16 protein-coding genes are annotated in these 26,380 nt (G+C 57.8%); 8 read left to right on the forward strand and 8 right to left on the reverse strand.

Annotated elements, in window-relative coordinates; translation table 11 throughout:
* Nucleotides 1–48: 48 nt before the first annotated feature.
* From PMI27_RS22685 to PMI27_RS22675, 3 genes are all read right to left on the reverse strand, one after another.
* The gene (locus tag PMI27_RS22685) at nt 49–3,810 is read right to left on the reverse strand and encodes a hypothetical protein (protein ID WP_008146944.1); all 3,762 of its coding nucleotides are present in this window, start codon (nt 3,808–3,810) and stop codon (nt 49–51) included.
* 291 nt (nt 3,811–4,101) lie between these two features.
* Nucleotides 4,102–5,574, reverse strand: a complete 1,473-nt coding sequence (locus PMI27_RS22680; RefSeq protein ID WP_238545886.1) for a PhoPQ-activated protein PqaA family protein — start codon at nt 5,572–5,574, stop codon at nt 4,102–4,104.
* Between the two features lie 198 nt (nt 5,575–5,772).
* Nucleotides 5,773–6,132, reverse strand: a complete 360-nt coding sequence (locus PMI27_RS22675; RefSeq protein ID WP_008146947.1) for a response regulator — start codon at nt 6,130–6,132, stop codon at nt 5,773–5,775.
* 260 nt (nt 6,133–6,392) lie between these two features.
* Here PMI27_RS22675 and PMI27_RS22670 point away from each other — a divergent pair, with 260 nt between their 5' ends.
* The 5 genes from PMI27_RS22670 to PMI27_RS22650 all read left to right on the forward strand — a co-directional run bounded on the left by PMI27_RS22670 (nt 6,393) and on the right by PMI27_RS22650 (nt 12,919).
* Nucleotides 6,393–9,884: a response regulator gene (locus tag PMI27_RS22670; RefSeq protein ID WP_008146950.1), complete on the forward strand. Its 3,492-nt coding sequence runs from the start codon at nt 6,393–6,395 to the stop codon at nt 9,882–9,884.
* Nucleotides 9,884–10,699: a CheR family methyltransferase gene (locus PMI27_RS22665; RefSeq protein WP_008146953.1), complete on the forward strand. Its 816-nt coding sequence runs from the start codon at nt 9,884–9,886 to the stop codon at nt 10,697–10,699. The genes PMI27_RS22670 and PMI27_RS22665 overlap by 1 nt, the downstream gene beginning before the upstream one ends.
* Complete coding sequence (locus tag PMI27_RS22660; protein ID WP_008146955.1) at nt 10,696–11,289, forward strand: chemotaxis protein CheB; 594 nt, start codon at nt 10,696–10,698, stop codon at nt 11,287–11,289. The genes PMI27_RS22665 and PMI27_RS22660 overlap by 4 nt, the downstream gene beginning before the upstream one ends.
* A complete protein-coding gene (locus PMI27_RS22655; protein WP_008146957.1) occupies nt 11,283–12,464 on the forward strand; it encodes a hybrid sensor histidine kinase/response regulator in 1,182 nt (393 codons plus the stop codon). The genes PMI27_RS22660 and PMI27_RS22655 overlap by 7 nt, the downstream gene beginning before the upstream one ends.
* 77 nt (nt 12,465–12,541) lie before the next feature.
* Nucleotides 12,542–12,919, forward strand: coding sequence for a response regulator (locus tag PMI27_RS22650; protein ID WP_008146959.1), 378 nt, complete (start codon nt 12,542–12,544; stop codon nt 12,917–12,919).
* A gap of 805 nt (nt 12,920–13,724) precedes the next feature.
* Here PMI27_RS22650 and PMI27_RS22645 read toward each other — a convergent pair.
* The 3 genes from PMI27_RS22645 to PMI27_RS22635 form a co-directional block, all read right to left on the reverse strand.
* Nucleotides 13,725–15,377 carry an ATP-binding protein gene (locus tag PMI27_RS22645; protein WP_033053291.1) on the reverse strand — a complete coding sequence of 551 codons (1,653 nt, stop codon included), beginning with the start codon at nt 15,375–15,377 and terminating at the stop codon, nt 13,725–13,727.
* Between the two features lie 14 nt (nt 15,378–15,391).
* The gene (locus PMI27_RS22640; RefSeq protein ID WP_008156387.1) at nt 15,392–16,894 is read right to left on the reverse strand and encodes an ATPase domain-containing protein; all 1,503 of its coding nucleotides are present in this window, start codon (nt 16,892–16,894) and stop codon (nt 15,392–15,394) included.
* A gap of 115 nt (nt 16,895–17,009) precedes the next feature.
* Nucleotides 17,010–18,065, reverse strand: coding sequence for a tetratricopeptide repeat protein (locus PMI27_RS22635; RefSeq protein WP_008156385.1), 1,056 nt, complete (start codon nt 18,063–18,065; stop codon nt 17,010–17,012).
* Nucleotides 18,066–18,269: 204 nt separating this feature from the next.
* Between PMI27_RS22635 and PMI27_RS22630 the strand changes: the two genes are divergently transcribed.
* From PMI27_RS22630 to PMI27_RS22620, 3 genes are read left to right on the forward strand one after another with little or no spacing between them, the layout of a single operon-like run.
* On the forward strand, nt 18,270–20,417 hold the full coding sequence (locus PMI27_RS22630) for an FUSC family protein (RefSeq protein ID WP_008156383.1): 2,148 nt from the start codon (nt 18,270–18,272) through the stop codon (nt 20,415–20,417).
* Nucleotides 20,407–20,607, forward strand: coding sequence for a DUF1656 domain-containing protein (locus PMI27_RS22625; RefSeq protein WP_008156381.1), 201 nt, complete (start codon nt 20,407–20,409; stop codon nt 20,605–20,607). Before PMI27_RS22630 ends, PMI27_RS22625 begins: the two co-directional genes overlap by 11 nt.
* A gap of 4 nt (nt 20,608–20,611) precedes the next feature.
* On the forward strand, nt 20,612–21,577 hold the full coding sequence (locus PMI27_RS22620; protein WP_008156379.1) for an HlyD family efflux transporter periplasmic adaptor subunit: 966 nt from the start codon (nt 20,612–20,614) through the stop codon (nt 21,575–21,577).
* Between the two features lie 201 nt (nt 21,578–21,778).
* Here the strand turns inward: PMI27_RS22620 and PMI27_RS22615 are convergent, their stop codons facing one another.
* Both PMI27_RS22615 and PMI27_RS22610 read right to left on the reverse strand, forming a co-directional pair.
* Nucleotides 21,779–23,200, reverse strand: coding sequence for an efflux transporter outer membrane subunit (locus tag PMI27_RS22615; protein WP_008156377.1), 1,422 nt, complete (start codon nt 23,198–23,200; stop codon nt 21,779–21,781).
* Nucleotides 23,197–26,379, reverse strand: coding sequence for an efflux RND transporter permease subunit (locus PMI27_RS22610; protein ID WP_008156375.1), 3,183 nt, complete (start codon nt 26,377–26,379; stop codon nt 23,197–23,199). The genes PMI27_RS22615 and PMI27_RS22610 overlap by 4 nt, the downstream gene beginning before the upstream one ends.
* Nucleotide 26,380: the final 1 nt, after the last annotated feature.

A 26,380-nucleotide genomic window follows, 5' to 3' on the forward strand; every position in this document is an offset into this window, starting at 1 on the left:
CCATTCAGCCAATCTGCCGCAGGCCCGCCCTGCGGCAGATCATGTGGCTTAAACCGGATTCAACTCCACAAGAACCTCCCAGCCGATGTAGCCGTTGTTTCTTTCGAGCGCCTTCGACATCGTCTCAATGTTTCGCCGGTACATGACTGGATCTTTCGATAACTGGCTAAGCAGTGATGTGGTCAGTGCGAACGAATCCGCATTATTGAAAGCACCGGCCTTGTCGATCACTTCCTGCGTAACCCGATCACGCCCGTGGCCGGATGCCAGGTTAATCAGCGGAGCAACATCCAGTCGTTGATAGTTACCTTGTCGTCCGGATTTTGGAAGGCCGGCATAGGAGAGATCCCTTGTGTCAGGGGCTCCATGAAACAACTCATGAACAATGTCATCGGCGAGTACATTATGGCTATAGCCTTCGGTACGGAACTGCTGATTGAAGTTATGGGAATAGATGCGCATGAACTTCTGTTGGGCTGCGTCCTTCGGGGTGGCGCCTACCCATTTTTTGTACCAGATCGGGTTCAGGCTTGCGATGCTGTCTGACTGAGCGGTGTCCAGGATAAAGTTGTCGGGTGTGACTTTTGCAATATCGTTTTTTACTTCGTTCAGGTGAGTCAGAAGTTTGCCTCGACCTTGACTGGAGTTGTCACCTAACAGCAGATTCACAACCTTCCCAGAGTCGGTATCAAGTGATGCGTCCGTCAGGACTTTGATAGCATCGTCGATCTTTGTTCTAGAGGCTGGTAACGCGTCATTGAGCAGTTTGCGGGTGTAGGATGCCGGCATCAGCTTATCCAGCTTGAGCAGATGCCAGACTTTCGTTGGTTCGAAGTTGTTGAGTTTCGCTCCCCATGGCTGACCGTGCCGGTTGAGTGCGTACCAATGGTCGTTCTGGCGTATACCCCAGACCCTGAAAAGGTCTTTCGACGATTCCACAGGGCGCCAGGTTCCAAGCCGAATGATGTCTGGATCGACGGCTCTGGCCAATGGCTCGAATTGAGTCTGCCCCGTCAACTGGCGAAGATCGGAAATGGCGTTTTCCAAGACTGCCACACTCCCGTTAAAACCTTTGCGCAACAGTTTTGCGCCACCTATAAGCAAGTCCGTAACGCCATCCAGCGGATTCAGCAAGCTGCTCGCCAGGCCCAAGCCAGTCTTGGCCATGGCACTGGCTTTCGTTGCAAGGGTCATGCTTCTGACGGCAAGACTGGCTACCTTGGCGATAACCCCGACCACCAACAGAAGTGTCATCGCAGCTTCCAGAGTGCAGGCACCTACTCCTTGGAACTGTCGATCCAGATCGTCTGAACTGATGTCTTCGATGCATGATTTGAACGGTACGACAATATTGAGAAACGTGTTCAACCCTTCTTCGCGTTCTGCGCGCAATGCCTCCAGCCGGGTTTGCCCCCAACATTCTTTTACCAACTCATCATAGGTTGCGATTGGCCGGTGCTTGAGCACGAAGTTTACGAGCGACTCGAATTCACTTGAATAGAAACTTTGGTAATAGCCTTTGCTTTCAATGTCCGAAGCCAGGGGGGGCGCTGACAGTTCACCGATCTTTTCAATGACGCCACGACTGGTATTGACGAGGCCAGGTGTGACGCCATGGGTGTAGCACTCGATGTCCGTGGGCAGTTGATGCACCGGTGCTGGATGGGTGTGGTTTTTTTCACTGCCGCGGGGGCTTGTATGTAACAGGTTCTCCCTTTCGATCAGCTCGGCCAGTTCCGTGTTTTCACGGCAGACTCCGTGCAAGGTGAACAGCTCATAACAACTCAGTCGTCCTTCGAAGTAGGTACACATCACCACGCCGTAACGACCGGTGGCCTGCTCTTTGTCTTTATGACTCTCCATGGGAACCCGATTCGGCACTTTCAGTATGACGTCAAGGGTTGACGCTAATGGATTCATGGGGAGGCGGGTGATTGGATGAAGAGTGGCGACTGAAGGCCGTACAGAGAATATCGTCACTTGTCCGCGCAGCAGCCGCGCCCGATCAACAAGCGGCAAGGATGAAAGGGCCAGTTTCAAATGCGTACTCACGGCCTGCGCATGTGACACATAGTTTTGATTGAATTGACGGTAAAACACTCCATCCGGAGAAATCAGATTAGGGAGCATCTTTGGAAACGCAGTATAAATACTCGCTCCATGCTTCAAGTCCCAATCACCTGTCTGCAGGTCGTTGGACATGTGCAGGTCTACAGGGGACATGAGAAACGGGTTGGCATAGGCGTCTTCCAGTGGTCGATTGCTCTTTTGGTGAAGGACGTCATCTTCAAGATAAGTGCATCCTTTGGCGACTTGCTTGAGGATGTCCAGGGCGACGCTCTTGCGGGTCGGCAACGGGCGAGACAACGTTTCAGCCGTTTCAGCAATGGTTTTCGCATGGCGGGCGTAAGCGGCCACTGCCACTTCAAGTGAATCCTTGGCCGACCGGTTAACTTCATCATGGGTGACGATACTGTTGAGCAACGCCCAGTCGATCACTGGATCTACAGCAGCCAAGGCATTGAGTGCCTGTTGCGACTCGGTAACCGAGTCAGACTTCATCAGGTGTTGTATTTGCGCATGGGTCATTGAGCGCGACGATCCCGGTGAGAGGGTTTCCTGCACCGCGATGGTCCGGCAGTAATCAACCCATTGCGGGGTGCCTAATAGCAAAGTAGGCGGCAAGTCCTTGACCAGAAACTCCGGCGCGGTGCCGGCGAGCACTAAATGCGAGGCCAGTGCCGCGTTCTGTTCAGTGATCCGGTGGTGGTTGATCAGATGTCTTTCGAATTCCGTTTGAACACTGGCGAAAGATTTCTCTATGTGTTGGGCCGCATAGAGATCGAAACCGGCCACTTGATTGCGCGGTTCTTGCTCCCCGACCATCGGATGGAGATCTAACAGTAGCGCGGTCAACAGTATTTGCTGGAGAGATTCATCCGATAAGGGCTGATCATCTTGCGCACCATACCAATCCAGGTCCCGTACAAAACTTTTTGCCCAGATTAGAGCAATGGAGCTGGAAACAAGCGTTTTCAGAAAATACTCCGCATCCGATCGTTTGAAGGGAGTGGATCGTCCCCCCAGAACAGTCTCTGACAGAAGTTCCAATAATGACTCGCCCTTGGTGTGTTCCTTGATCAGTGCTCGAAGCCGGTTGCGCTGTGCTGATGACACAGTGAGCGGATTGTTTTCTTCGGCCTGTATCATTTCCCAATAGTTGCCGAATGGCGGACTGACGGGATGTCGCTGTTCCAGGAAGGCAATCAGGTTCTGGGCATCGATGACCGTCCGAGGGAGGAGGTAACGATGGAATCTCAACCATTGAATCATGCCGACCTGGTCGTCAAGGGTGACGACGCCACCGGTCAATTGCGCCATTTCAACCAATACAACAAGATCATCATTCAGATCCGGAGCCAGTTTGAACGCACCCTCGAAACTCTGGGTTCTGCCAGCGTGGTGTGCCTTGACCTGCCCCTTGGCGGTTACTTCAAACAGTGAATCTTCGGACAGCCGGAGTTTCATCAACAGGTTTTTGAAAGAGGCTTTTTCGACCATGTTTCGCAACATGACTCTGGCGGGCTGGAGAGTTTCTTCTAGCGATGAGCCAGACTCCAGAGAGATAAAAGTACCTTCCAGGCTGACTTCCATGGAATGACTGTTGTCTTGCGCGTGACGCTTTAATTTGTCGAGAAACTCCAGGCGTTCGATATTGTCTTTTTGACTGTTGTGATCTTGGGGTGAGGTATAAACTGAAGGCCTTGATAAGTATCTTTGAAAGGTGTTGGTTGTATTTGTAATGCTCATGGTAAATCCATTTATTTTTGGGTTGTATGTTTGAGGTATCCTCTTTTAATGTTTGAGTGATAACAAGTCGGCGTATGTAAGTGTGTGTTGCATCTGTCCGGAAATAATGACGGAGTTAGTGGGTTGTCATGTTGTTCGAGTGCAAAGGCCTCTTCGCTATAACTGGCAAGAGGTTTTAAATGATGCATTTGACTTTATTCCGCAACTGATCAATGGAGAACGGTTTGCCAATTACGTGCAGTCAAGGAAACACGACAACCCCACGGAGCAAAAGGGTTGTCGTGTCTTGATTTACTGACCCTGGGTGGCGGGTAGCGTTCTGCAAAACGCCGCATCGGCGGGTGGCGCCTTATCCGGATACGTATCCGGAAGCACCTTGACCATTGTCGTTTCGACAACGCCGTCCGCGTACTCAGCTTCGAAGAACTCTGCGCTCCAACCCTCCGTGGGAGCACGAAGAGTCGTCTGGACGTCCGTTGAGGCCGGCAATTGTGCTGCGATATAGCGCACGCCGCAGTTGTACCGGAAGTCCCGTGCCTTCGGGTTGTGGGCTGTCCACTGGGTCAATCTGATCGGCATTTCGGACAAGGTCAGCTGCAGCCTGGTTGATGTGGCATTTAGGTGCTGTTCCTGTGCCTTTAACCTCGGTGCGGTATTGCCGGTCTGCCACCGCTTGATATAAGGAATCAGGTTCGCTTCAACAAACGCCCGCACATCGTGGGCGGAGTTGGGAATGACCCGAAGTGTATTGTCACCCGGCAGATCCATAAGATACTGGCGTGAAGCATCCGGGATGAAGAAGTCATCGCCACTGGCGTTGACGATGTATTTCGGGATTTTCAAGCGGTCGCTGTAGCCGGGCAGATTGCGATAGGTCATCGGATCTTCGACCTGCATCAGCTTCTTGAACGGCTCACTCTTGCGTTGGGCGATCACACCTTGCGAGTGGTAGTCGGCGTACGCCAGAGGCCAGTGACCGCCGTAGGCCAGAAACGTCTGGTCGAACACTTTGTCCGTGTTCAAGACGTCGATGACAAACGGCACGATGCTATCGACGCGGGAGTCCGCAAGGGCGGACAGCCACACCGCCCAACCGCGTTTCGATGCGCCGGTGGCCAGAAAACTCACCACCTGGCCTGGCGGCGTTTCCTTTTGCGCCAGGTCCATGGCCTTGACCAGCGCTTCCATCATCGGCACATGCAGCGACATAAAGGGCTGCTGTTCCGGGGCCTGCATGAACAGTTTCCAGCTGTGGGCAACGCTGCCATCTTCCGTGCGCGCCACGCCGTCATCGCTGTAGGTCAAATACTGATTAGGGACATTGCTGACAGCCACTACGATCAAACCCGTTTGCCGGGCAATATTGAGCAGTGTGTCCTTCGAAAAGTTATTAGGTGCTCCCGGAGACTCACCGGGCAAAGGGTTGTTGACGCCGTCGTTGGCGACCAGCACGGCGCGCGTGCCCTTGACGTTGTCGGGAATGTACAGGTCGACTCCGTGAATCCAGTCTGCCGGGGCGACTTGACCGTTCTGGCTCCAGGACTGTGACCTCAGCTCGAAGCGCCGGATATTGACGCCGGGCTGTGGCTCTTGTCCCTTACTGATATAGCGCAGCGGTTGCGTCGCTGCGGCTTTGCGATAGCAGCTCAATACTTCGCTGAACGCCTGTCCGCTCTGTTCAAAGCAGTGCTGGGGATTGTCGGAAGAGGCTGACTGGCAACCATATCCGGCGATGAGCATCAGCAACAAACCGCTGATTTTCAAACAACGTGCGTAGCGTTCGGTTCTACTCGGCATGGACTCGGTTCCTTATGAGTGGGATCACCGGTCCAATCAAACGCCAGGCGGGCGGCCTTTTCTACTGTCAAACTTGACAGGTCAGAGCCCAAAAACACCGAAAAATGCAGCCTTACGTCGGTTTATGCAGAAAAGTGCTGGGGCCAGGATGCCCAGTCAGCTGTCTCAGGCCAGCATGCCTTTGACCTTGTCGCGCAACTGATCAATGGAAAACGGTTTACCAATCACGTGCATACCTTCGGGCACATCCATGCTTTCGGCATAACCGCTGGCAAACAGAATGGGCAGCTCGGGGCGCAACATCCGGGCCTGGGTGGCCAATTCGCGACCGTCCATGATTGGCAGCCCCACATCGGTCATCATCAAATCGATGTACTGGTCTTCATCGTTGAGAAACTCCAGCGCCTGTTCGCTGCCATCGGCCTCGAGCACTTTGAACTCGAGCTCCTCCAGCACATCGACAATCAGCATGCGCACGATGGCGTCGTCTTCGACTACAAGGATGATGGACGCGGTGGCGGACATAGTGGGTTCTCAGAGGAGGAATTCGCGGTTGTCGGTCGATCGAAATCGCCGGGCTCTTGCTTGAGTAAGTGACGGAACCCGACAAGTTCCCACGCGGTAGAAAAAAAGAATAGCCGCACAAGTGCCGGCAGGATAACCGCTCCTTTGCGGTGGAGCAGTGGAATGTAGGATTTTGCGCGGAAAGGTGTCAGATAATTGGATCAAACCGGCGCTTTTGGGGCAAACTCCTTGGTTTTCAACAGTTCGACAAGGTTTTCCCTATGACATCCGCGTCTTCGGTTGATGAGCAACGATTCCGTAAACTCCTGAACCGCAACATTAGCCTGCCGTTGAGTGTCGGCGTACTCAGTGCAGTGTTCTTTGTTTCGCTGATCACTTACCTGCTGTCGGTGACCCAATGGGTCGAGCACACCGACCGGGTGATCAATAACGCCAATGAATCGATCAAGCTCACCGTCGATCTGGAAACCGGTATGCGCGGCTTCCTGCTCACTGGCGACGAGCACTTCCTTGAACCCTACGAAACGGCCAAGCCGCGAATCGCTGTCGCCCTCAATACCTTGCTCGACCTTACCGCGGACAACCCGGTGCAGACCGACCGTCTGCACCGGCTCCAGGCCTTGCAGAATGAGTGGGCCACTTACGCGCAGAGCCTAATTGAATTGCAGCGAGCCAGCGGCGATTACCGCAGCGCGGTCAAGACCGGGCGCGGCAAGCGGCTGACCGATGAGATCCGCAAGCAATTCGAAGACGTGATCGACATGGAGCAACAGTTGCGCACCACGCGCAACGAAGACGTGCGCCGTACCACTATCTGGAGCATCAGCCTTTACCTGTTGTTCATCGCCGGGATCAGCGCCTTGCTGGCCTACATTGGTCGTCGGGATTTGCTCAACCTTTCGCAAAGTTACAGCGCCAACCTCGCCGGGCAACAGGGCAGCGCCCAGCGTCTGGAACAGCAGGCCTGGCTGCGCAATGGCCAGACTGAACTGGCCGAACAAGTGCTGGGGCAACTGTCGCTTAATCTGCTGGGCCGCAACATTCTGCAGTTCTGCGCGCAGTACCTGGGCACCGCCGTCGCCGCCATTTATGTCCGCGAAGACCATGGCGGTCTCAAGCGCATTGCCTCTTATGGCTTCTCCCGCGAGCAGGAAGCGCGCGAACAGCAGATTTACAGCGATGAAGGCATTGTCGGCCAGGTAGCGCACCAGGCTCGCTTGATCCGTCTCGATGACGTACCGAGCGGTTACTTCAAGGTCAGCTCCGGCCTGGGTGAAGGTCTGCCGCACAGTGTGCTGGTGGTGCCGACCAGTGACGACGATCGGGTCAACGGTGTGATCGAGCTGGGCTTCCTGCGCCCGCTGACGGACCGCGATGTCGAATTGCTTGAACTGATTGCCGGCAACATCGGCACGTCCATCGAGGCCGCTCGCTATCGCCAGCGACTGCAGGAAGTGCTGGCTGAAACCCAGCAGCTCAATGAAGAGCTGCAAGTCCAGCAGGAAGAACTCAAGACCGCCAACGAAGAGCTGGAAGAGCAGTCGCGGATTCTCAAGGAATCTCAGGTGCATCTGGAGACCCAGCAGGTCGAGCTTGAACAAACCAATGAGCAGCTCGCCGAACAGGGGCAGATCCTGGCGGACCAGCGCGACGCCATGGACCTGAAGAACACCCTGCTCAATCAGGCCCAGCTCCAGCTCGAAGAACGCGCCGAAGAGTTGCAGCGTTCGAGCAAGTACAAGTCTGAATTCCTCGCCAACATGTCCCACGAGTTGCGCACGCCGCTGAACAGCTCGTTGATCCTGGCCAAGTTGCTGGCGGAAAATCCTCAGGAAAACCTCAGCGCCGAGCAGGTCAAGTTTGCCGAGTCGATCTATTCCGCCGGCAATGATTTGCTCAACTTGATCAACGACATTCTCGACATTTCCAAGGTCGAGGCCGGCAAGCTTGAGATGCGACCGGAAAACACCAGTGTCGCGCGTCTGGTGGATGGTTTGCGCGGGATGTTCCAACCCCTGGCGACCGACAAGAAACTGGATTTCCAGGTCGAAATGCAGGCCGGTGCGCCGATGATGATCTTCACCGACCGCCAGCGTCTGGAGCAGGTGATCAAGAATCTGCTGTCCAACGCAGTGAAATTCACCGAAAAAGGCGAGGTCAGCCTGACAGTTGCCAGTCAGCCCGGCGATGGTATTGCCTTTATCATTCGCGATTCGGGGATTGGCATTGCCGCGGATCAGCAGGACGGTATTTTCGAAGCCTTCCGCCAGGCCGATGGCACCACCAATCGCCGTTACGGCGGCACCGGCCTGGGCTTGTCGATTTCCCGTGACCTGGCCGCCTTGCTCGGCGGTTCCATCAGTGTCACCAGCGAGCCGGGGCAGGGCAGTGTGTTCACCCTGGTGTTGCCGCAGCAATACGTTGAGCCGGGCGATGAGCCTGTCGAACCGATGAGAGCCACGCCGGTTGCCATGACCCCGAGAGTAATGCCCGCCGTGCTGGTCCCGCTGATTGCCGAAGTCGATATTCCGCGTTTCGACGACGATCGCACCAAAGCGCCATTCGCCACGCGTTGCATTCTGGTGGTGGAAGACGAGCCGAACTTCGCCAATATCCTTTACGACCTGGCGCATGAGCTGGGTTATCAGTGCCTGGTGGCGCACGGGGCGGACGAGGGTTACGACCTGGCCAGGGAATTCATCCCGGACGCCATTCTGCTGGACATGCGGTTGCCGGATCATTCCGGGTTGACTGTGTTGCAACGCCTGAAGGAACACGCTGAAACACGGCACATTCCGGTGCATGTGATTTCCGTGGAAGACCGGGTCGAAGCCGCAATGCACATGGGCGCCATTGGTTACGCGGTCAAGCCGACCACCCGCGAAGAGCTCAAGGACGTGTTTGCCCGCCTTGAGGCCAAGCTGACCCAGAAAGTCAAACGCGTCCTGCTGGTCGAAGACGATGATCTGCAGCGCGACAGCATTGCCCGGCTGATCGGCGATGAGGACATCGAGATCACTGCCGTTGGCCTGGCACAAGATGCGCTGGACCTGCTGCGCACGACGATTTTCGATTGCATGATCATCGACCTGAAGCTACCGGACATGCTCGGCAACGACTTGCTCAAGCGCATGTCCACGGAAGATATCTGCTCGTTCCCTCCAGTGATCGTCTACACCGGGCGCAACCTGACCCGGGACGAAGAGGCCGAGCTGCGCAAGTATTCGCGCTCGATCATCATCAAGGGCGCGCGCTCGCCAGAGCGTTTGCTGGATGAGGTGACACTCTTTCTGCACAAAGTCGAATCCAGGTTGTCCCATGAACGCCAGAGGATGCTCAAGACCGCGCGCAGCCGCGATAAGGTCTTCGAGGGTCGCAAGGTGCTGCTGGTGGACGACGATGTACGCAACATCTTCGCCCTCACCAGTGCCCTGGAGCAAAAGGGTGCAGTCGTGGTCATCGGCCGGAACGGCCGTGAAGCGATTGAAAGACTGAATGAAGTCGAGGACATCGATCTGGTGCTGATGGACGTGATGATGCCGGAGATGGATGGTTTCGAAGCCACCATCGAGATCCGCAAGGACCCGCGCTGGCGCAAGCTGCCGATCATTGCGGTGACGGCCAAGGCCATGAAGGACGATCAGGAGCGCTGCTTGCAAGCGGGCTCCAACGATTACCTGGCCAAGCCCATCGACCTGGATCGCCTGTTCTCGCTGATTCGCGTGTGGTTGCCGAAGATGGAACGCATTTAGTGGAAAAGAACACCGAAATCGAATTGCGCTTGTTGATCGAGGCGATCTACCTCAAATACAGCTATGACTTTCGCGACTACTCCGGCGCTTCGATCAAGCGCCGGGTCAATCATGCGTTGAGCCAGTTCGAGTGCACGACCATTTCAGCGTTGCAGGAAAAGGTCCTGCACGACCCGACGGCGTTCATGCAGTTGTTGCAGCTGCTGACGATCCCGGTCAGCGAAATGTTCCGCGATCCCTCGCATTTCCTGGCGATCCGCAAGGAAGTGGTGCCGCTGCTCAAGACTTACCCCTCGATCAAGATCTGGATCGCCGGTTGCAGCACCGGTGAAGAGGTCTATTCGATGGCTATTCTGCTGCGCGAAGAAGGCTTGCTCGATCGCACCATCATCTACGCCACCGACATCAATCCGCGCTCGCTGGATAAAGCCAAGCAAGGGATATTCTCCATGGAGAATGTCCGCGCCTACACTCATAACTACCAGCAGGCAGGTGGCCAGCGTTCGTTCGCCGACTACTACACGGCGGCTTACGGTTACGCCATTTTCGACAAGACGCTGTGTGAGAACGTGACCTTCGCCGATCACAGCCTGGCGACTGACAGTGTTTTTTCAGAAACTCAATTAATTTCGTGTCGTAATGTTTTGATTTACTTCAATAAAAAGCTTCAGGATCGTGCTTTCGGTTTGTTCCATGAATCCCTTTGCCATCGAGGATTTTTGGTGCTGGGCAGCAAGGAAACTCTGGATTTCTCGGCCTACGGTAACCAGTTCGAACCGTTGGTCAAACAAGAACGGATTTACCGCAAATCATGAACAGTGCAGCGGATTTGCCTTCTATAGAGGCTATCGTGATCGGCGCCTCGGCCGGCGGTGTGGAGGCGTTGCTGAGCATCCTCAGCCCATTGCGAGAAGGCTTCAAACTGCCGATCATCGTGGTTTTGCACTTGCCGGACGAACGTCGCAGCCATCTGGCCGAGGTGTTCGCACGGCGAGTCGCCATGCCTGTACTGGAAGCCCGCGACAAGACGCTGGTCGAAGCGGGAACGCTGTATTTTGCGACGCCGGGTTATCACTTGTCGGTGGAGCAGGACCGCAGTTTTTCCTTGAGCCTGGAAGCCCGCGTGCATTATTCGCGACCGGCCATCGATTACCTGTTCGAGTCGGCCGCCGATGCCTACGGTCCAGCTCTGGCCGCGGTGTTGTTGACCGGCGCCAATCGTGATGGCGCCCGCGGCCTGGCCCAGGTCAAGCGCCGAGGTGGCATGACCATCGTTCAGGACCCGGACGAAGCCCAGGTCGCGACCATGCCCCAGGCGGCGCTTGATATACACCAGCCGGACCATATTCTCCCTATTCGCGGCATCGGCCGTCTGCTTGTCGAGCTGGAACGAATCGCATGCTAAGTACTATCCAGGCCAAACTGCTGATCGTCGACGACTTGCCGGAGAACCTGTTGGCGCTCGAAGCGCTGATCAAGCGCGAAGACCGTATCGTCTATAAAGCCTTGTCCGCCGACGAAGCCTTGTCGCTGTTACTGCAACACGAATTCGCCATGGCCATTCTCGATGTGCAGATGCCCGGCATGAATGGCTTCGAACTGGCCGAGCTGATGCGCGGTACGGAAAAGACCAAGAACATTCCGATCGTGTTCGTCAGTGCGGGCGGTCGCGAACTGAACTACGCGTTCAAGGGCTATGAAAGCGGCGCCGTGGATTTCCTCTACAAGCCGCTGGATATCCATGCGGTCAAAAGCAAGGTCAACGTGTTCGTCGAACTGTATCGCCAAAGCAAGGCGATGAAACAGCAGGTCGAAGAGCTGGAGCAAAGCCGCCGAGAGCAGGAAGCGCTGCTCGAGCAGTTACAGAGTACCCAGCTGGAACTGGAGCAAGCGGTGCGCATGCGCGATGACTTCATGTCCATCGTTGCCCACGAAGTCCGCACGCCGCTCAATGGCCTGATCCTCGAAACCCAGTTACGCAAGATGCACCTGGCCAGGGATAATGCTGCGGCGTTCACCCTGGACAAAATGCACGCGATGGTCGATCGCGACGAACGGCAGATCAAAAGCCTGATCCGCTTGATCGAGGACATGCTCGATGTGTCGCGCATTCGCACCGGCAAGTTGTCGATCCGACCGACGCGTTTCGATTTGTCGGCGCTGGTTCGCGACTGGTTGCAGAACTTTGCACCGCAGATCGAGGCTGCCGAGTCCTCGGTCACCTTGGAGGCCGACCAAACGGTGGTGGGCAGCTGGGACGAATTTCGCATTGAACAGGTGATTTCCAACCTGCTGACCAATGCTTTGCGTTACGGCGCCAAGAGTCCGATCACCGTTAAGGTGTACAGTGAGAGCGGTCAGGCTTGGGTGGAAGTGCGCGATTTCGGGATCGGCATCGGCGAAGAGAACCAGAAGCGTATTTTCCAGCAGTTCGAACGCGTCACGGCCAAACACGCTGTCGCGGGGTTGGGCCTGGGGTTGTTTATTTCCGAGCAGATTGTGGCCGCCCATGGCGGTTCCATTACCGTCGAAAGCCGGATTGGCGAAGGCGCCTTGTTTCGCGTTTGTCTGCCGCAGTAGGAAAACAGCCAGATAAACGCAACCTCTGATCGACCCGACGGTCGTATCAGCAGCTATTGACCGAACAAAGGCTTCCCATGAGTGAAGATGCACAAGACGTCGTATTGATCGTCGAAGATGACCCCTCGATTTTGATGGTGCTGTCGGCCTATCTGTCGGGTGAGGGCTACCGGGTGTTGCAGGCCGAAAACGGCGAGCAGGCCTTCGAAATTCTGTCGAGCAAACCGCACCTGGACATGATGATCACCGATTTCCGCCTGCCGGGCGGAATCTCTGGCGTGCAGATTGCTGAACCCGCCGTGAAGCTGCGACCGGAACTCAAGGTGATCTTTATCAGCGGTTATCCGCAGGAAATCCGCGAGACGGACAGCCCGATCACCCGTAAGGCGCCGATCCTGGCCAAGCCGTTTGATCTGGATGTGCTGCAAGAGCTTATGCAGGAAATGCTTTCGTAAAACTCTTTGCTCCTACGGGTAATGCTGTTTGGGTACATATCCGTTTCTGCGGTGATGGCGGCTGGCGGTTTCGCTTTTACAGCGACTCCCTTTTGCAGACGCCCAAAAGGAAGCAAAACGCTTTGCCCCTCCATTCGGTGCCTCGCTGTGGCTCGGCATGCCCTCACTCCGGCATTGCTCCGGGGGCCCGCCGCCATCGGCCATCCATGGCTGGGGGCGGCTACCGCGGCATCCTTGCCGCGGTGCCCCCTGCGCAATACCAGCGTTCGGCCTCTGGGAAAGGGGCAACAGATCAAAATCAAAAGCCAAAGCAACGGCAACGGCAAGATCAACAGCTTCGCGAGCAAGTCGAATCGTCGCACCGCCGCTCCCACATAAAGCAGATCGGCGTACAGCTTTTGCTTCTCACCACTCAACAGGCCGAGCGTTAGCTCGCCTGCAGCTTTTGATCTGGATGCACCGCCGCCTCGGGAGGCCGAGGGGAGGTTCTGCGCAGTGGGCAACCCGGCATGGATGCCGGGTTAGCCGCCCCCGGCCATGGATGGCCGATGGCGGCGGGCCCACGGAGCAGGACCGGAGCGAGGGCATGCCGAGCCACAGCGAGGCACCGAACGATAGGGGCAAGAGCCCTTGGTTACTTGGGGCTTTTCCAAGTGACTCGCTGTAAAAGCGAAACCAATAGCCGCCGTGACCGCAAAAACGGATATACACACAAAAAAACAGGTCGGCCCTTGATCCACCGTCCCCTCGCTACGCATGTGTGCACCTGGAAACACCGACCTCAAGTGAACAGCAGGGGGACGCGTCAGATCCGGATCATCTCCCGCACCTTCGCCGTCAACAGGTCGAAGGTGAACGGCTTGGTGATCATCTGCATGCCAGGATCCAGAAAACCACCGCGCACCGCCGCGTGTTCGGCGTAACCGGTGATGAATAACACCTTCAGATCAGGCCGGTATTGCCGGCCGATTTCCGCCAGTTGCCGGCCATTCATGCCAGGCAATCCAACGTCGCTGATCAACAGATCGATACGCTGCCCGGAATCGAGAATCGGCACTGCGCTGTCCGCATCGCCCGCCTCGACGAAGGCATAGCCCAGGTCACTCAACACCGTACTGACCAACACCCGCACCGCCGGATCATCCTCGACGATCAGCACCGTTTCGCCATTCTGCGCGAACGGAGCGTGCTGGACGTTCACCGGGCTGTCCTGAGGCAGGACACCGCTGAATCGCGGCAAAAACAGGCTCACCGTGGTGCCTTTGCCCACTTCACTGTGAATGGCAACGTGGCCGCGTGATTGCTTGCTGAAGCCATAGATCATCGACAATCCAAGGCCTGTGCCCTGACCGATGGGCTTAGTGGTAAAGAACGGGTCAAAGGCCCGGTTGATGGTGCTTTGCGGCATGCCACACCCGGTGTCCGTGACGCTCAGCACCACGTAATCACCCGGTTGAAGGTTGCTTTGCGTCTCGGTGAAGCCAAGGTCCAGATGCTGATTGCTGGTTTTTACCACCAGTTTTCCGCCATCGGGCATCGCATCCCGAGCATTGATCACCAGATTGAGCAGGGCGCTTTCCAGTTGATTGGGATCGGCCTCGGCCACCCAGAGTTGCTCGTTCAGCTGCATGTCCAGCTGAATGGTTTCGTTGATGCTGCGCTGAAGCAATTCGCCCATGGACACCACCAGGGTGTTCATCTCCACGGGTTTGGAGTCCAGCGACTGACGCCGGGAGAACGCCAGCAAACGGTGGGTCAGGCCTGCCGCGCGGTTGGCTGAGGTCACGCCCAGGTCGATAAGACTGTCCAGATCCTCGGTGCGCCCACGGGCCAGACGTCGGCGCAGCAGCTCAAGGCTGCCGATGATGCCGGTCAACATGTTGTTGAAGTCGTGGGCAATGCCGCCGGTGAGCTGGCCGACCGCTTCCATCTTCTGCGATTGGCGCAGGGCTTCTTCATTGTGTCGAAGCTGGGCGGTACGTTCCTCGACCTGCTGTTCAAGGGTTTCGAGGGTGTTTTGCAGTCGCAGTTCGCTTTGACTCAAATCGATCAGCCGGTCCCTGGCTTCGTACTGTCGTCGACGACCGCGCAATGCGGTGGTCACCAGGCTGATCAACGTGACCGGGTGAAAAGGACGCTCAAGAAAGGTCACGTTCCCCAGCTGTGGGCCGTAGCGCGACGCCGGGTTTTGTTCCGGGCCGCCATGGTAGGTCATCAATACAATCGGCAGGTCAGACCAGGCCGGCTGTTGCTCGATCAGCCCGAGCAGCGGTTCAAGATCACCGCCCAGCAAGGCCTCGGAAGAGATCAGCAGTAATCCTGCCCCTTGCTGCAGTTCGCTGCACAACGCCACCAGGTCCCGAGTAATGACCCCGTCGTAACCCGCTTCATTGAGCATCATCAGCGCAATCTGGCTGTCGCGACCCAGCGGCGCGAGAATGATTGCACGCTCGGACATCGCTTCCTGGGCGATCACGGGCTTTGTTCCTCAAGCAGAGGATTGCTGGCACCCAGATAGGTCGGGACACCGCGCAATACCCCCTGAAATGCATCCAGCGGTTCACCAATGGTCATGCCCTGAGTGCTGATGCGGTACTCACGAATGGTCGATTCATGGCTGCCCGTGCGTTTCTTGATGATCGAAATCGCCCGGCGCACCTTGCCCAGTGCTTCGAAGTAGCGCAGCAGAATCACCGTGTCGGCCAGATAGGTGATGTCCACGGGGGCCTGCATGTCACCGACCAGTCCATGCTGGGCGACGGTCATGAAGGTCGCGGCACCCTGGCGATTGAGGTACAGCAGCAACTCGTGCATGTGCAGTACCAGGGCGTTTTCTTCGGGCATCGCCGCCTGATAGCCATTGATGCTGTCGATCACCACGGTCTTGATATTGCCCTCATCGACGCAGCGCCGCACCCGGTAGGAAAACTCTCCGGGGGACAACTCGGCCGCGTCCACTTGCTCGATCAGCAGGTTGCCGGTGTCTTGCAGCGCCTGGAGGTCGATGCCAATGTTCTTCATGCGCTCGAACAGCAACCCGAGCTCTTCATCGAATATAAACAGCGCGGCTTTTTCGCCACGGGCCACGGCGGCAGCGGCGAAGATCATCGAGATCAGCGATTTGCCGGTACCGGCAGGGCCGAGGATCAACGTGCTGGACCCGGTCTCGATCCCGCCACCGAGCAAGGCATCCATTTCCTTGATGCCGCTGGACAGTTGCTGACGGATATAGCGACCGCGATGCTCGGCAGCCACCAGGCGCGGAAACACATGAACGCCATCGCCCATGATGGTGAAGTCATGAAACCCGCCACGGTACTTCTGGCCGCGGTACTTCACCACACGGATTCGCCGGCGCTCGGCGCCATAATTTGGGGTCAGCTCCTCAAGACGAATGACGCCGTGGGCCACACTGTGCACGGTTTTGTCGAGGGATTCGGTGGTCAGGTCGTCCAGCAACACCACCGTGGCGTCATAGCGCACGAAGTAGTGTTTGATCGCGAGGATCTGGCGACGGTAGCGCAATGAGCTTTGGGCCAGCAGACGGATCTCGGAAAGACTGTCGAGTACCACGCGGGTCGGCTTGACCCGTTCGACCACTTCGAAAATCTGCCTGGTGGCTTCGCCCAGTTCAAGGTCCGAGGAATACAACAAGCTCTGCTGATGCTCGGCATTGAGCAGACTTTCCGGGGGCGTCAGCTCGAAGATGTGGATGTTTTCATCCAGCTCCCAGCCGTGGGACAACGCACCCTGTCGCAGCTCTCGCTCGGTTTCCGACAACGTGATGTACAACGAGCGTTCGCCGGCACGAGCGCCGGCCAACAGGAAATGCAAAGCGACGGTGGTTTTGCCGGTTCCGGGTTCCCCCTCCAGTAAAAACACATGCCCGCGGGACAAACCACCGGCCAGGATGTCATCCAGACCTTCGATGCCGGTGGCGGCTTTTGCACTGATCAACTCGTTTGATGTAGACAAAAAATGCCCTCTCATGACTAGGGGAAGCGAGGCAGCAGGCCGTAGTGCCTGAATGGACTGCCTGTTCTCTTGACCCTTGGCCGAGACGACGAGTTCAACGAAATTTTTGCTGTTGTTAAAGCCCTTGCTGCAAGGCGGGGTCGTCGGGATTGAGTTGTTCAAGTTGCGCCAACAAAATCTGTACGTTTTGCAGCTGGCCGCTTTCTTTCCAGTAGTTGATCAACAATACCCGGGCTCTTCGGTCGGCCGGGTGACGCTGGACGATCTCCTGCAACTGTTTCTGCGCCGCTTCCAGTTCCTGTTCATCGTGAAGCGTGGTGGCCAGGTCGTAGCGGTAATCCTTGTTGTCCGGCTCCAGCTCCACGGCTTTGGAAAGGCCGAGGAGGGCGAACTCACTTTGCCCGTGATGCAACAGCCAGAGTCCCAGGGCATGTTGCAGGTAGGCCGAGTCGGGCTGAGCCTTTAGCTGCTTGGCCAACAGTTGCCGGGCCGCATCGTTTTGGCCCAGGCGATCGAGCACGTCGATTTGCATCACCAGCGCGGGCAGGTTACCGGGCGCAAGACGCAAGGTGTTCTCCAGCGCCTGCTGCGCCTCTTTCAATTCGGCATTGTGCAGATGCAGCCGAGCCAGTTGATATTGGTTGTCGGCGCTTTCCGGTTGACTCTTCAGGTCCTGTTCCCAGGCATCGATGGCTTGCTCCAGCGGCCCGAAGTACAAACCGAGATCGTCCGGCGATAGCCCCAGCAAGGCGTTTACGGCGGCATAGCGGACGCGCTGTTCGCTGTCATCGAGTAACGGGCCCAGCAGCAGGCTGCGCTGACCGCTGGGCACCAGACCGCTGATGCTTTTGATCGCCGCGATGCGCACGTCCGGCGATTCATGCTGCAAGTCCGCATCCGCCAGTTTCAGGGCCACGGAACTGGGGTAGTTGGGCAGTTCGGCATGCAACCAGACGCGGCGTTTGGGCGATATATCGGGGCGGCCCAATTGCTGGTAAAGAACCCGCGCTGCACCCGGTTGGCCCGCGCGCGCCTGATTCAGCGCCTCGCTGTAGCCACGCTTGATCGCCTCCGGCACGGCGGGGGGTGTGCTGCGCAGGAAAAACCAGGCAAGGCCGATGGCAAACAGGACGCAGAGGCTGATGAGCAGGTAGCGGCGGGACTGGGGCATGCAGGAATCCGGGAGCTGGCAAGCTGTTGCAAAGTTGCCAGCTTCGGTCAGCCAAGGCTGGGAGTCAAACCCAGACTCAGTTCAATTTGTTAGTCAGTCAATTCGAGGCGGGCTGGCCTTTCAATGATTTTGCCTACAAGTTGCGTCGATATTGAAACCCGTCGAGGCGCCTTGGCAGTGACTACGCTTGCTGGAGATGACTCAATGAGCGCTCCCATGCAACCGCTGCTTCAATACTTCAAAGCGATACTCAACCCCGGGCCCGGCGTGGCGTTGTTCGCCCTGCGGACCATCGTGGCCGGGCTGCTGACGTTGTATCTGGCGTTCCTGTTCGACCTTGAGCAGCCCAAGTGGTCGATCATGGCGGTGGTTATAGTCAGTCAGCCATTGGGCGGCATGGCCCTGGCCCGGAGTTTCGGCCAGGTCATCGGCACCACGCTCGGGGCGGTCGTGGCGGTGTTGATCATGGCGATCTTTCCCCAGGCGCCCCTGCCTTTCATCCTCACCTTGGCCTTGTGGCTGGCGCTGTGTACTGCCGGCGGCACCTTGTTGCGCTACACCAGTTCCCAGGCGTTTGTTTTGAGCGGGTACACGGCGGTGGTCGTGGCACTGCTGGCGGTGCCCGATCAGGACGGTACGTTCCTTCTCGCGGTCACCCGGGTGACCGAGACGCTATTGGCGGTGGCTTGTGTGTGCGTGGTCAGCCTGCTCACCGCGCGACCGGAAGCGGTGGTCCGGGATTATTTCGCCAAGATCGATCAGGTCATCAAGCTGCTCGCGACCCACGCTGCTGCCGTCATTCGAACCGAGGAAAGCGAGGCCGATTTCCATCGGCGGCAGATGCAACTGCTCGGCGCGATCAGCGCCCTGGAAGGCGTAAGGCGGCATTTGTATTACGACGCACCCCGGTTGCGCAGCGCCAATAGTCTGGTGCAACTACTGGGAAATCAGCTTGTGCTGCTGACCTCGCGGCTGACGGCGCTACGCCACCAGCGGCAACTGCTGGCCGAGCGCTGGAAAGGAGCGTTGCCCGAAGAGATACAGCGTTTGCGTGCCGAAGAACTGGCGTTTCTCGATGAATTGGCCCTGCAAGGGCGCTCACTGTCGACCGAAGCGCGGCACCATTTTGCGGCGCTGCAACAGCGTTTCGATGATCAAGCCTATAAGGCAGAACAACTGACCGAAACGATGCCAGCCACGCTGCGCTCGCTGGCCTGGGCACTGCGCTGGGAGCAGGCGCGGATGCTGGAGCAGCTCGGCCAGATTCTCGAACTGAGCGATGCGATCCAGGAAGGGCGTGCGGCCAGTAGCATGTTTCGCGGCCAGGAGAATCCGCTCCATCTGGATTTCACGTTGGCGGCAATGAACGCGGTCCGCGCATTTACCGCGTTGCTGGTGGCTGGTCTGATCTGGATCGAGACCGCCTGGGACGGGGCGCGTGGCGGGATGATCGTGGCGGGAATTCTCTGTTCGCTGATGGCGACTTTTCCAAGGCCGTTGCTGGCCAGCCAAAGCTTTGCCAGGGGGCTGGGTCTGGCCTTGGTGGTATCGGCGTTGTATCTGTTCCTGCTGATACCGATGATCAGTGACTTCGAGTTACTCGCCTTGTTACTAACCCCATTGCTGTATGCCGTCGCGGTGGGGTTGTCCAGTCCGCCCACCACGGGCACAGGCATTGGTCTTGGACTGACGACAATGCTGTTGTTGGGCCCGCAAAACACGGAAATCGGTCAAAACAGTGCCATTCAGTGGTTCGAGTTTGCCGGTTCGTATATCTGCGCCGCCGCGCTGGCGCTCAGTGTCTACGCCTTGATCTTCCCGTTCAGGCCCGATTTGCGAATGCGCCGACTGTTCAATGAGAACCGTGAGCAGGTCTACGCTTTGCTGAAGACGCCGGCCACCGATGAGCAGCAATTTGCGTTTGAAAGTCGCATGGTCGATCGCCTGACCATGATGTTGGGACTGTTGCCGGCCACCAACGACAAGCAATCCAGCGAGCTGTTCGAAGTCAGTCTCGGGTGCATGGCTCTGGGTGTGGCGTTGAACCAGCTCAGGCAACAGGGGCAAAGCAACACCTTGCTCAGTACTGATCAGCAAAACCGTTTGCTGGCGGCGGTTCGTGAGACAGGACGATTGATCGCCGGGCGGCCCGGGATTGACCTTGAACAGCTGCTCGGAAATCTGCGTGTCTCGGGCGATGAAATGGACGACCTCCATTTAGACGTTCATGAACACCTGTGGTCGGTCTTCAGGATGCGCGTGGCGTTGTTGATCGTGGTGTCGTTTCTGGAGCGACATCGCAAACACTTTCAACCCGCAGAAACGGAAGGAGTGCCAGTCCTTGCCCATTGATTTCGAATTGGGTGGCGTCTACTTGCCGCCGATTGCCCAGGCCTTACTGCTGGCCCTGCCGATTTACTTGCTGCTGGACTGGATCTTGCGCCGCATTGGCGTGCTGCGGTTCGTCTGGCATGAAGCCTTGTTCGAAGGCGCGTTATACGCCTGCGTTTGCGCAACGCTGATTCTGGTGATGGGAGCTTGATGCGTTGAAGAAGATCCTTGCCCGACTCGTAACGGTGGCGGTGGTACTGCTGGCCTTTGTTCTCGGCTGGTTTGCCTGGGAACATTACACCCGCGCGCCCTGGACCCGCGATGCACGGGTGCGTGCCGATGTGGTGACCTTGTCCGCCGATGTCTCGGGGCGCATCGTCGGCCTGGGCGTGCAGGACAACCAGCACGTGGAGAAAGGCCAGTTGCTGCTGGAGATCGACCCGGCGCGCTATGTCCTGGCGGTGGAGCATGCCAAACGCTCGGTGGAAGTGGCGAAAGCCACCCTTGGTCAGTCAGAGGCAACGATTGTCGCCAGTGAAGCGCTGCTCCGTCAGCGTCAGAGTGAAGAGCGCCGACGGCGCACGCTCAAGCAGCGCTTCGCCATTTCTGGCGAAGAATGGGAAAAGTCCAGCACGGAAGTGGCGGTGGCGCAGGCCGAGTTGCTGCGCAACCAGGCTAACCTCGGCTTGGCCCAGGCCAACGTGCAATTGGCCATCGCCGCATTGACCCAGGCCGAACTGGATTTGAAGCGCACACGGGTGGAAGCGCCCGTCAGTGGTTACGTCACCAACCTGCTGACCCGTCAGGGTGACTATGCCGCGGCCGGTGGCGCGCTGCTGGCGCTGGTGGACAGCGACTCGTTTTATGTCAGCGGCTACTTTGAAGAAACCAAGCTGCCGCGAATCGAGGAGGGCGACCGGGTCAGGATCGAATTGATGAGCGGCGAAACCTTCGGCGGCACAGTGCAAAGCATTGCCTTCGCCATTTCCGACCGGGAGAACCTGCCCGGCGGTCGCCTGCTGGCCAATATCAACCCCAGTTACACCTGGGTCAAACTGGCGCAGCGGGTGCCGGTGCGGATAAAGATCGACCCCGATTACGCGGCCAAAAACCGACTGCGTGCAGGGACCACGGCCACCGTAACCATCATGGAAACCCGCAATCCCCCGGATCACCCCTAACCCCTGTAGGAGCTGAGCTTGCTCGCGATGGCGCCTTAACATTCAACATGGATGTCGACTGACACGCCGCCATCGCGAGCAAGCTCGGCTCCTACAGGGGGGTCAGGTGTTTTCATTGGGCAAAAAAAGCCCCGCGACCGAATGAGGCGCAGGGCAAAGGAACTGGTTGGTTGCGACCAACCAAAGGAGCTCGTTAAAACTTTACTTGATGGCGACCGTCTCTGGTTGCCAGCCACCGCCCAAGGCTTTGTAAATTGCGACAATGCCGCGATACAGCTCTACTTCGGCCTGGGCCTGAGTGTCTTCGGCCGCCAGGCGCTCACGCTGGGCGTCGAGCAGGACGAGGAAGTCCGCCGTGCCTTCGCGGTAGCGAATTTGGGCGAGATCGGCCGCGGCGCGGCTGGATTCGCTCTGACGGATCAGCGAGATCAGGCGTTGTTGACGTTTGCCGTAGTCGCTAAAGGCGTTTTCCGATTCTTCCAGTGCCAACAGTACTTGCTGCTCGTAGGTCGCCAGGGCGCCTTCGGCATCCGCATCGGCACCCCGTAGACGGGCGCGCACGCTGCCAAGGTCGAACGCCGCCCAGGTAATGCTTGGGCCCAGTGCCCAGGCGTTGGCCGCCGAGGAACCGATTTGCGAACCGCGCCCGGCGGTGAAGCCAAGGAAGCCGCTGAGGCTGACCCGTGGGAACAAATCAGCCTTGGCCACGCCGATTCGGGCGGTGGCGGAGGCCAGTTTGCGCTCGGCGCTGAGAATGTCCGGGCGACGTTGCAGCAGTTCACCCGGATCACCGATCGGCAGGGCCTTGGCGATCGCCGGCAAGTCTTTTGGACTCAGGTCGACGGTCAGCTTGTCCGGACGCTCACCCAACAGGGTGGCGATGCGGTTTTTCTGCCGAACCTGTTCGGCCTGTAATTGCGGCACGCTGGCTTCGACGGATGCCAGGCGTGCATCGGCGCGAACCACATCGAGTTGATCGCCGACGCCGGCATCACGCAGGCTGACGGTGATCTTGCTCGATTCCTGCTGGTTGTTCAGGTTGGCCAGGGCGATCTTTTCCCGCAGCTGCGCACCGCGCAGTTGACCGTAGGCATCCACCAGTTCGGCAATCATCGAGACTTGCAGTTGGTACAGATCGGCTTCAAGCGCTTGCTGTTCGGCGTCGGCGGATTCCAGATTGCGCTGGATACGGCCAAACAGGTCGATCTCCCACGCCATGTCCAGACCCAGGTCGTAGCGTTCGCTATTGACCCGCTTGGTGGTCTGGCCCGGAATCTGACCCTTGGCCAGGTCACTGCTGACCCGGCTGGTGATGGTTGGCATGGCGTCATTGCTGACGTCATCGCGAATCGCCCGGGCCGCTTTCCAGCGAGCGAAGGCTACGCGCAAATCACGGTTGCCTTTCAGCGATTGAGTCACCAACTGGTTGAGGGTCGGGTCTTCGAACTGCTGCCACCAGATGCCTTCGAAACGCGAGCGGTCGAAGTTTTTCTGACCGGCGCTGCCATCGGTGGCGGTGGTGATGTTGGCCGGCTCAGTGGCTGGGGTCTTGTAGTCCGGGCCGACGGCACAGGCACTCAGGGCCAGTACCAGAAGGCTCGGCAGGAAGGCTTTCAGACTCATTGTTGCGCCTCCAGTTTCAGGGCCTTGGCCGCTTTGCGCTTTTCACCGCGCTCCACAAAGTTACGAATCAGTACGTAGAACACTGGCGTCAGCAACAGACCGAAGAAGGTCACCCCGAGCATCCCGGAGAACACTGCCACACCCATGGCATGACGCATTTCGGCACCGGCACCGCTGGAGAACACCAGAGGCACAACACCCATGATGAACGCGAAGGAAGTCATCAGGATCGGCCGCAGACGCAGACGGCAAGCTTCCAGTACCGCGTCGAGCGGGCTGAGACCTTCGTCCTGCTGTTTATCCTTGGCAAACTCGACGATCAGAATCGCGTTCTTACAGGCAAGTCCCACCAGTACGATCAAGCCGATCTGGGTGAAGATGTTGTTGTCGCCACCCGAAGCAATCACACCGGTGATGGCCGACAGCAGGGTCATCGGTACGATCAGGATCACCGCCAGTGGCAGGCTCCAGCTTTCGTATTGAGCGGCGAGCACCAGGAACGCCAGCAGTACGCAGAGCGGGAACACGAACAGTGCGGTGTTGCCGGACAGAATCTGCTGGTAGGTCAGGTCGGTCCACTCGTAGGTCATGCCGTTCGGAAGTTCTTCCTTGAGCAGTTTCTCGATGGCTTTTTCGGCCTGGCCGGAGCTGTAGCCGGGGGCTGCCGCACCGTTGATTTCAGCAGTGATGAAGCCGTTGTAGTGCATCACGCGGTCCGGGCCCGAGGTGTCGCTGACCTTGATGAAGGTCGCCAGCGGGATCATCTCGCCTTTGTTGTTACGCACTTTCAGCTGACCGATCTGGTCCGGTTCGAGACGGAACTGCTGTTCGGCCTGAACGTTGACCTGGTAGGTGCGACCGAAGCGGTTGAAGTCGTTGGCATACAGCGAACCCAGATAGATCTGCAGGGTGTCGAAGATGTCGCTGACGGCCACGCCGTGAGTCTTGGCTTTTTCCCGGTCGATAGCTGCATCGACTTGCGGCACGTTCACGGTGTAGCTGGTGAACAGGGCGGCCAGTTCCGGCACGTTGTGGCTCTTGGTGATGATGTTCATGGTTTCTTTGTACAGCTCGTCATAGCCCAGGTTGCCCCGGTCTTCGATCTGCAGGCGGAAACCACCAATGGTGCCCAGGCCTTGTACCGGCGGCGGCGGGAAGATCGCCATGTAGGCTTCCTGAATCCCGGCGTACTGGCCGTTCAATGCACCGGCAATCGCACCGGCAGACATGCTCGGGTCTTTACGCTCGTCGAACGGTTTCAAGGTGACGAACACGATGCCGGCGTTAGGGCTGTTGGTGAAACCGTTGATCGACAGGCCCGGGAAGGCCACGGCACTTTCCACGCCTGGCTGTTTCAGGGCGAGGTCGGACATGCGTTTGATCACGTCTTCGGTACGGTCCAGGCTCGAGGCGTCCGGCAGTTGCGCGAAGGCCACCAGGTATTGCTTGTCCTGGCCGGGTACGAAACCGGTCGGGGTGTTGGCGAAACCGAAGAAGGTCAGCACCATCAGGCCTGCGTACAACAGCAGGGCGATGCCGCTGCTGCGGATAACCCGGCCCACGGTGCCGACATAACCATGGCTGGCCTTGTCGAAGAAGCGGTTGAATGGGCGGAACAGCCAGCCACCGAAGATCTTGTCGAGGACCTTGGAGAAACGGTCCTTCGGCGCGTCATGGCTTTTGAGCAACACCGCAGCCAGGGCGGGCGACAGGGTCAGCGAGTTGAACGCCGAGATCACGGTCGAGATCGCAATGGTCAGGGCGAACTGTTTGTAGAACTGACCGGTCAAGCCAGAGATGAACGCGGCCGGGATAAACACCGCACACAACACCAGCGCCGTCGCGATGATCGGGCCGGTCACTTCACGCATCGCACGTTTGGTTGCTTCGACCGGCGTCAATCCCAGTCCGATATTTCGCTCGACGTTCTCCACCACCACGATGGCGTCGTCCACCACGATACCGATGGCCAACACCAGCCCGAACAGTGACAAGGCGTTCAGCGAGAAGCCGAACAGGTGCATCACGGCAAACGTACCGATCAGCGAAACCGGCACCGCCACCAACGGAATGATCGAGGCGCGCCAGGTTTGCAGGAACAGGATCACCACCAGCACAACGAGGATCAGCGCTTCGAAGAGGGTATGAACCACTGCCTCGATGGAGCCGCGCACGAAGATCGTCGGGTCATAGACGATGCTGAAGTCCATGCCTTCCGGGAAGCTCTTTTTCAGCTCCGCCATCTTGTCGCGCACTTCGTTGGAAATTTCGATTGCGTTGGAACCAGGGCGCTGGAAGATCGGGATCGCCACTGCCGGTTGGTTGTTCAGCAGCGAACGCAACGCGTATTGGCTGGAACCCAACTCAATGCGAGCGATATCTTTCAGGCGAGTGATTTCACCGTTTTCGCCGGAGCGAATGATGATGTTTTCGAACTCTTCTTCAGAAACCAGACGACCTTGCGTGTTGACCGACAGCTGGAACGCGGTGGCACTCGGTGCAGGAGGTGCACCCAACGCACCGGCAGCTACCTGACGGTTTTGCTCACGGATTGCGGTTACGACATCGGTGGCGGTCAGGTTGCGCGAAGCGGTCTTGTTCGGATCGAGCCAGACCCGCAGCGAATAATCGCCCATGCCGAACAGCTGCACATCACCGACACCGCCCAGACGCGCCAGCTCATCCTTGATGTTGAGCAAGGCGTAGTTGGACAGGTAGAGCATGTCGTAGCGTTTGTCCGGCGAGGTCAAGTGCACAACCATGGTCAGGTCGGGCGAAGCCTTGTCCACAGTGATACCGATGCGCGTCACTTCTTCTGGAAGTTTCGGCTCGGTCCGGGTCACGCGGTTCTGCACCTGTACCTGTGCGTTGTCCAGGTCGGTGCCCAGCGCAAAGGTGATGGTCAGCGTGATTTTGCCGTCAGCGGTGGACTGCGAGGACATGTACAGCATGTTCTCGACGCCGGTGATGGCTTGCTCCAATGGAGCGGCCACGGTTTCACCGATGACTTTAGGGTTGGCACCCGGGAAGTTCGCACGAACCACAACGGTCGGTGGAACTACTTCCGGGTACTCGCTGATCGGCAACTGGAACAGCGAGATGGCGCCGGCGATCAGGATCAGCAGCGAAAGTACCGCTGCAAAGATCGGCCGTGAAATGAAGAATTGGGAAAAATTCATC

It is taken from the genome of Pseudomonas sp. GM41(2012), assembly GCF_000282315.2.
Taxonomy (GTDB): Bacteria; Pseudomonadota; Gammaproteobacteria; order Pseudomonadales; family Pseudomonadaceae; genus Aquipseudomonas.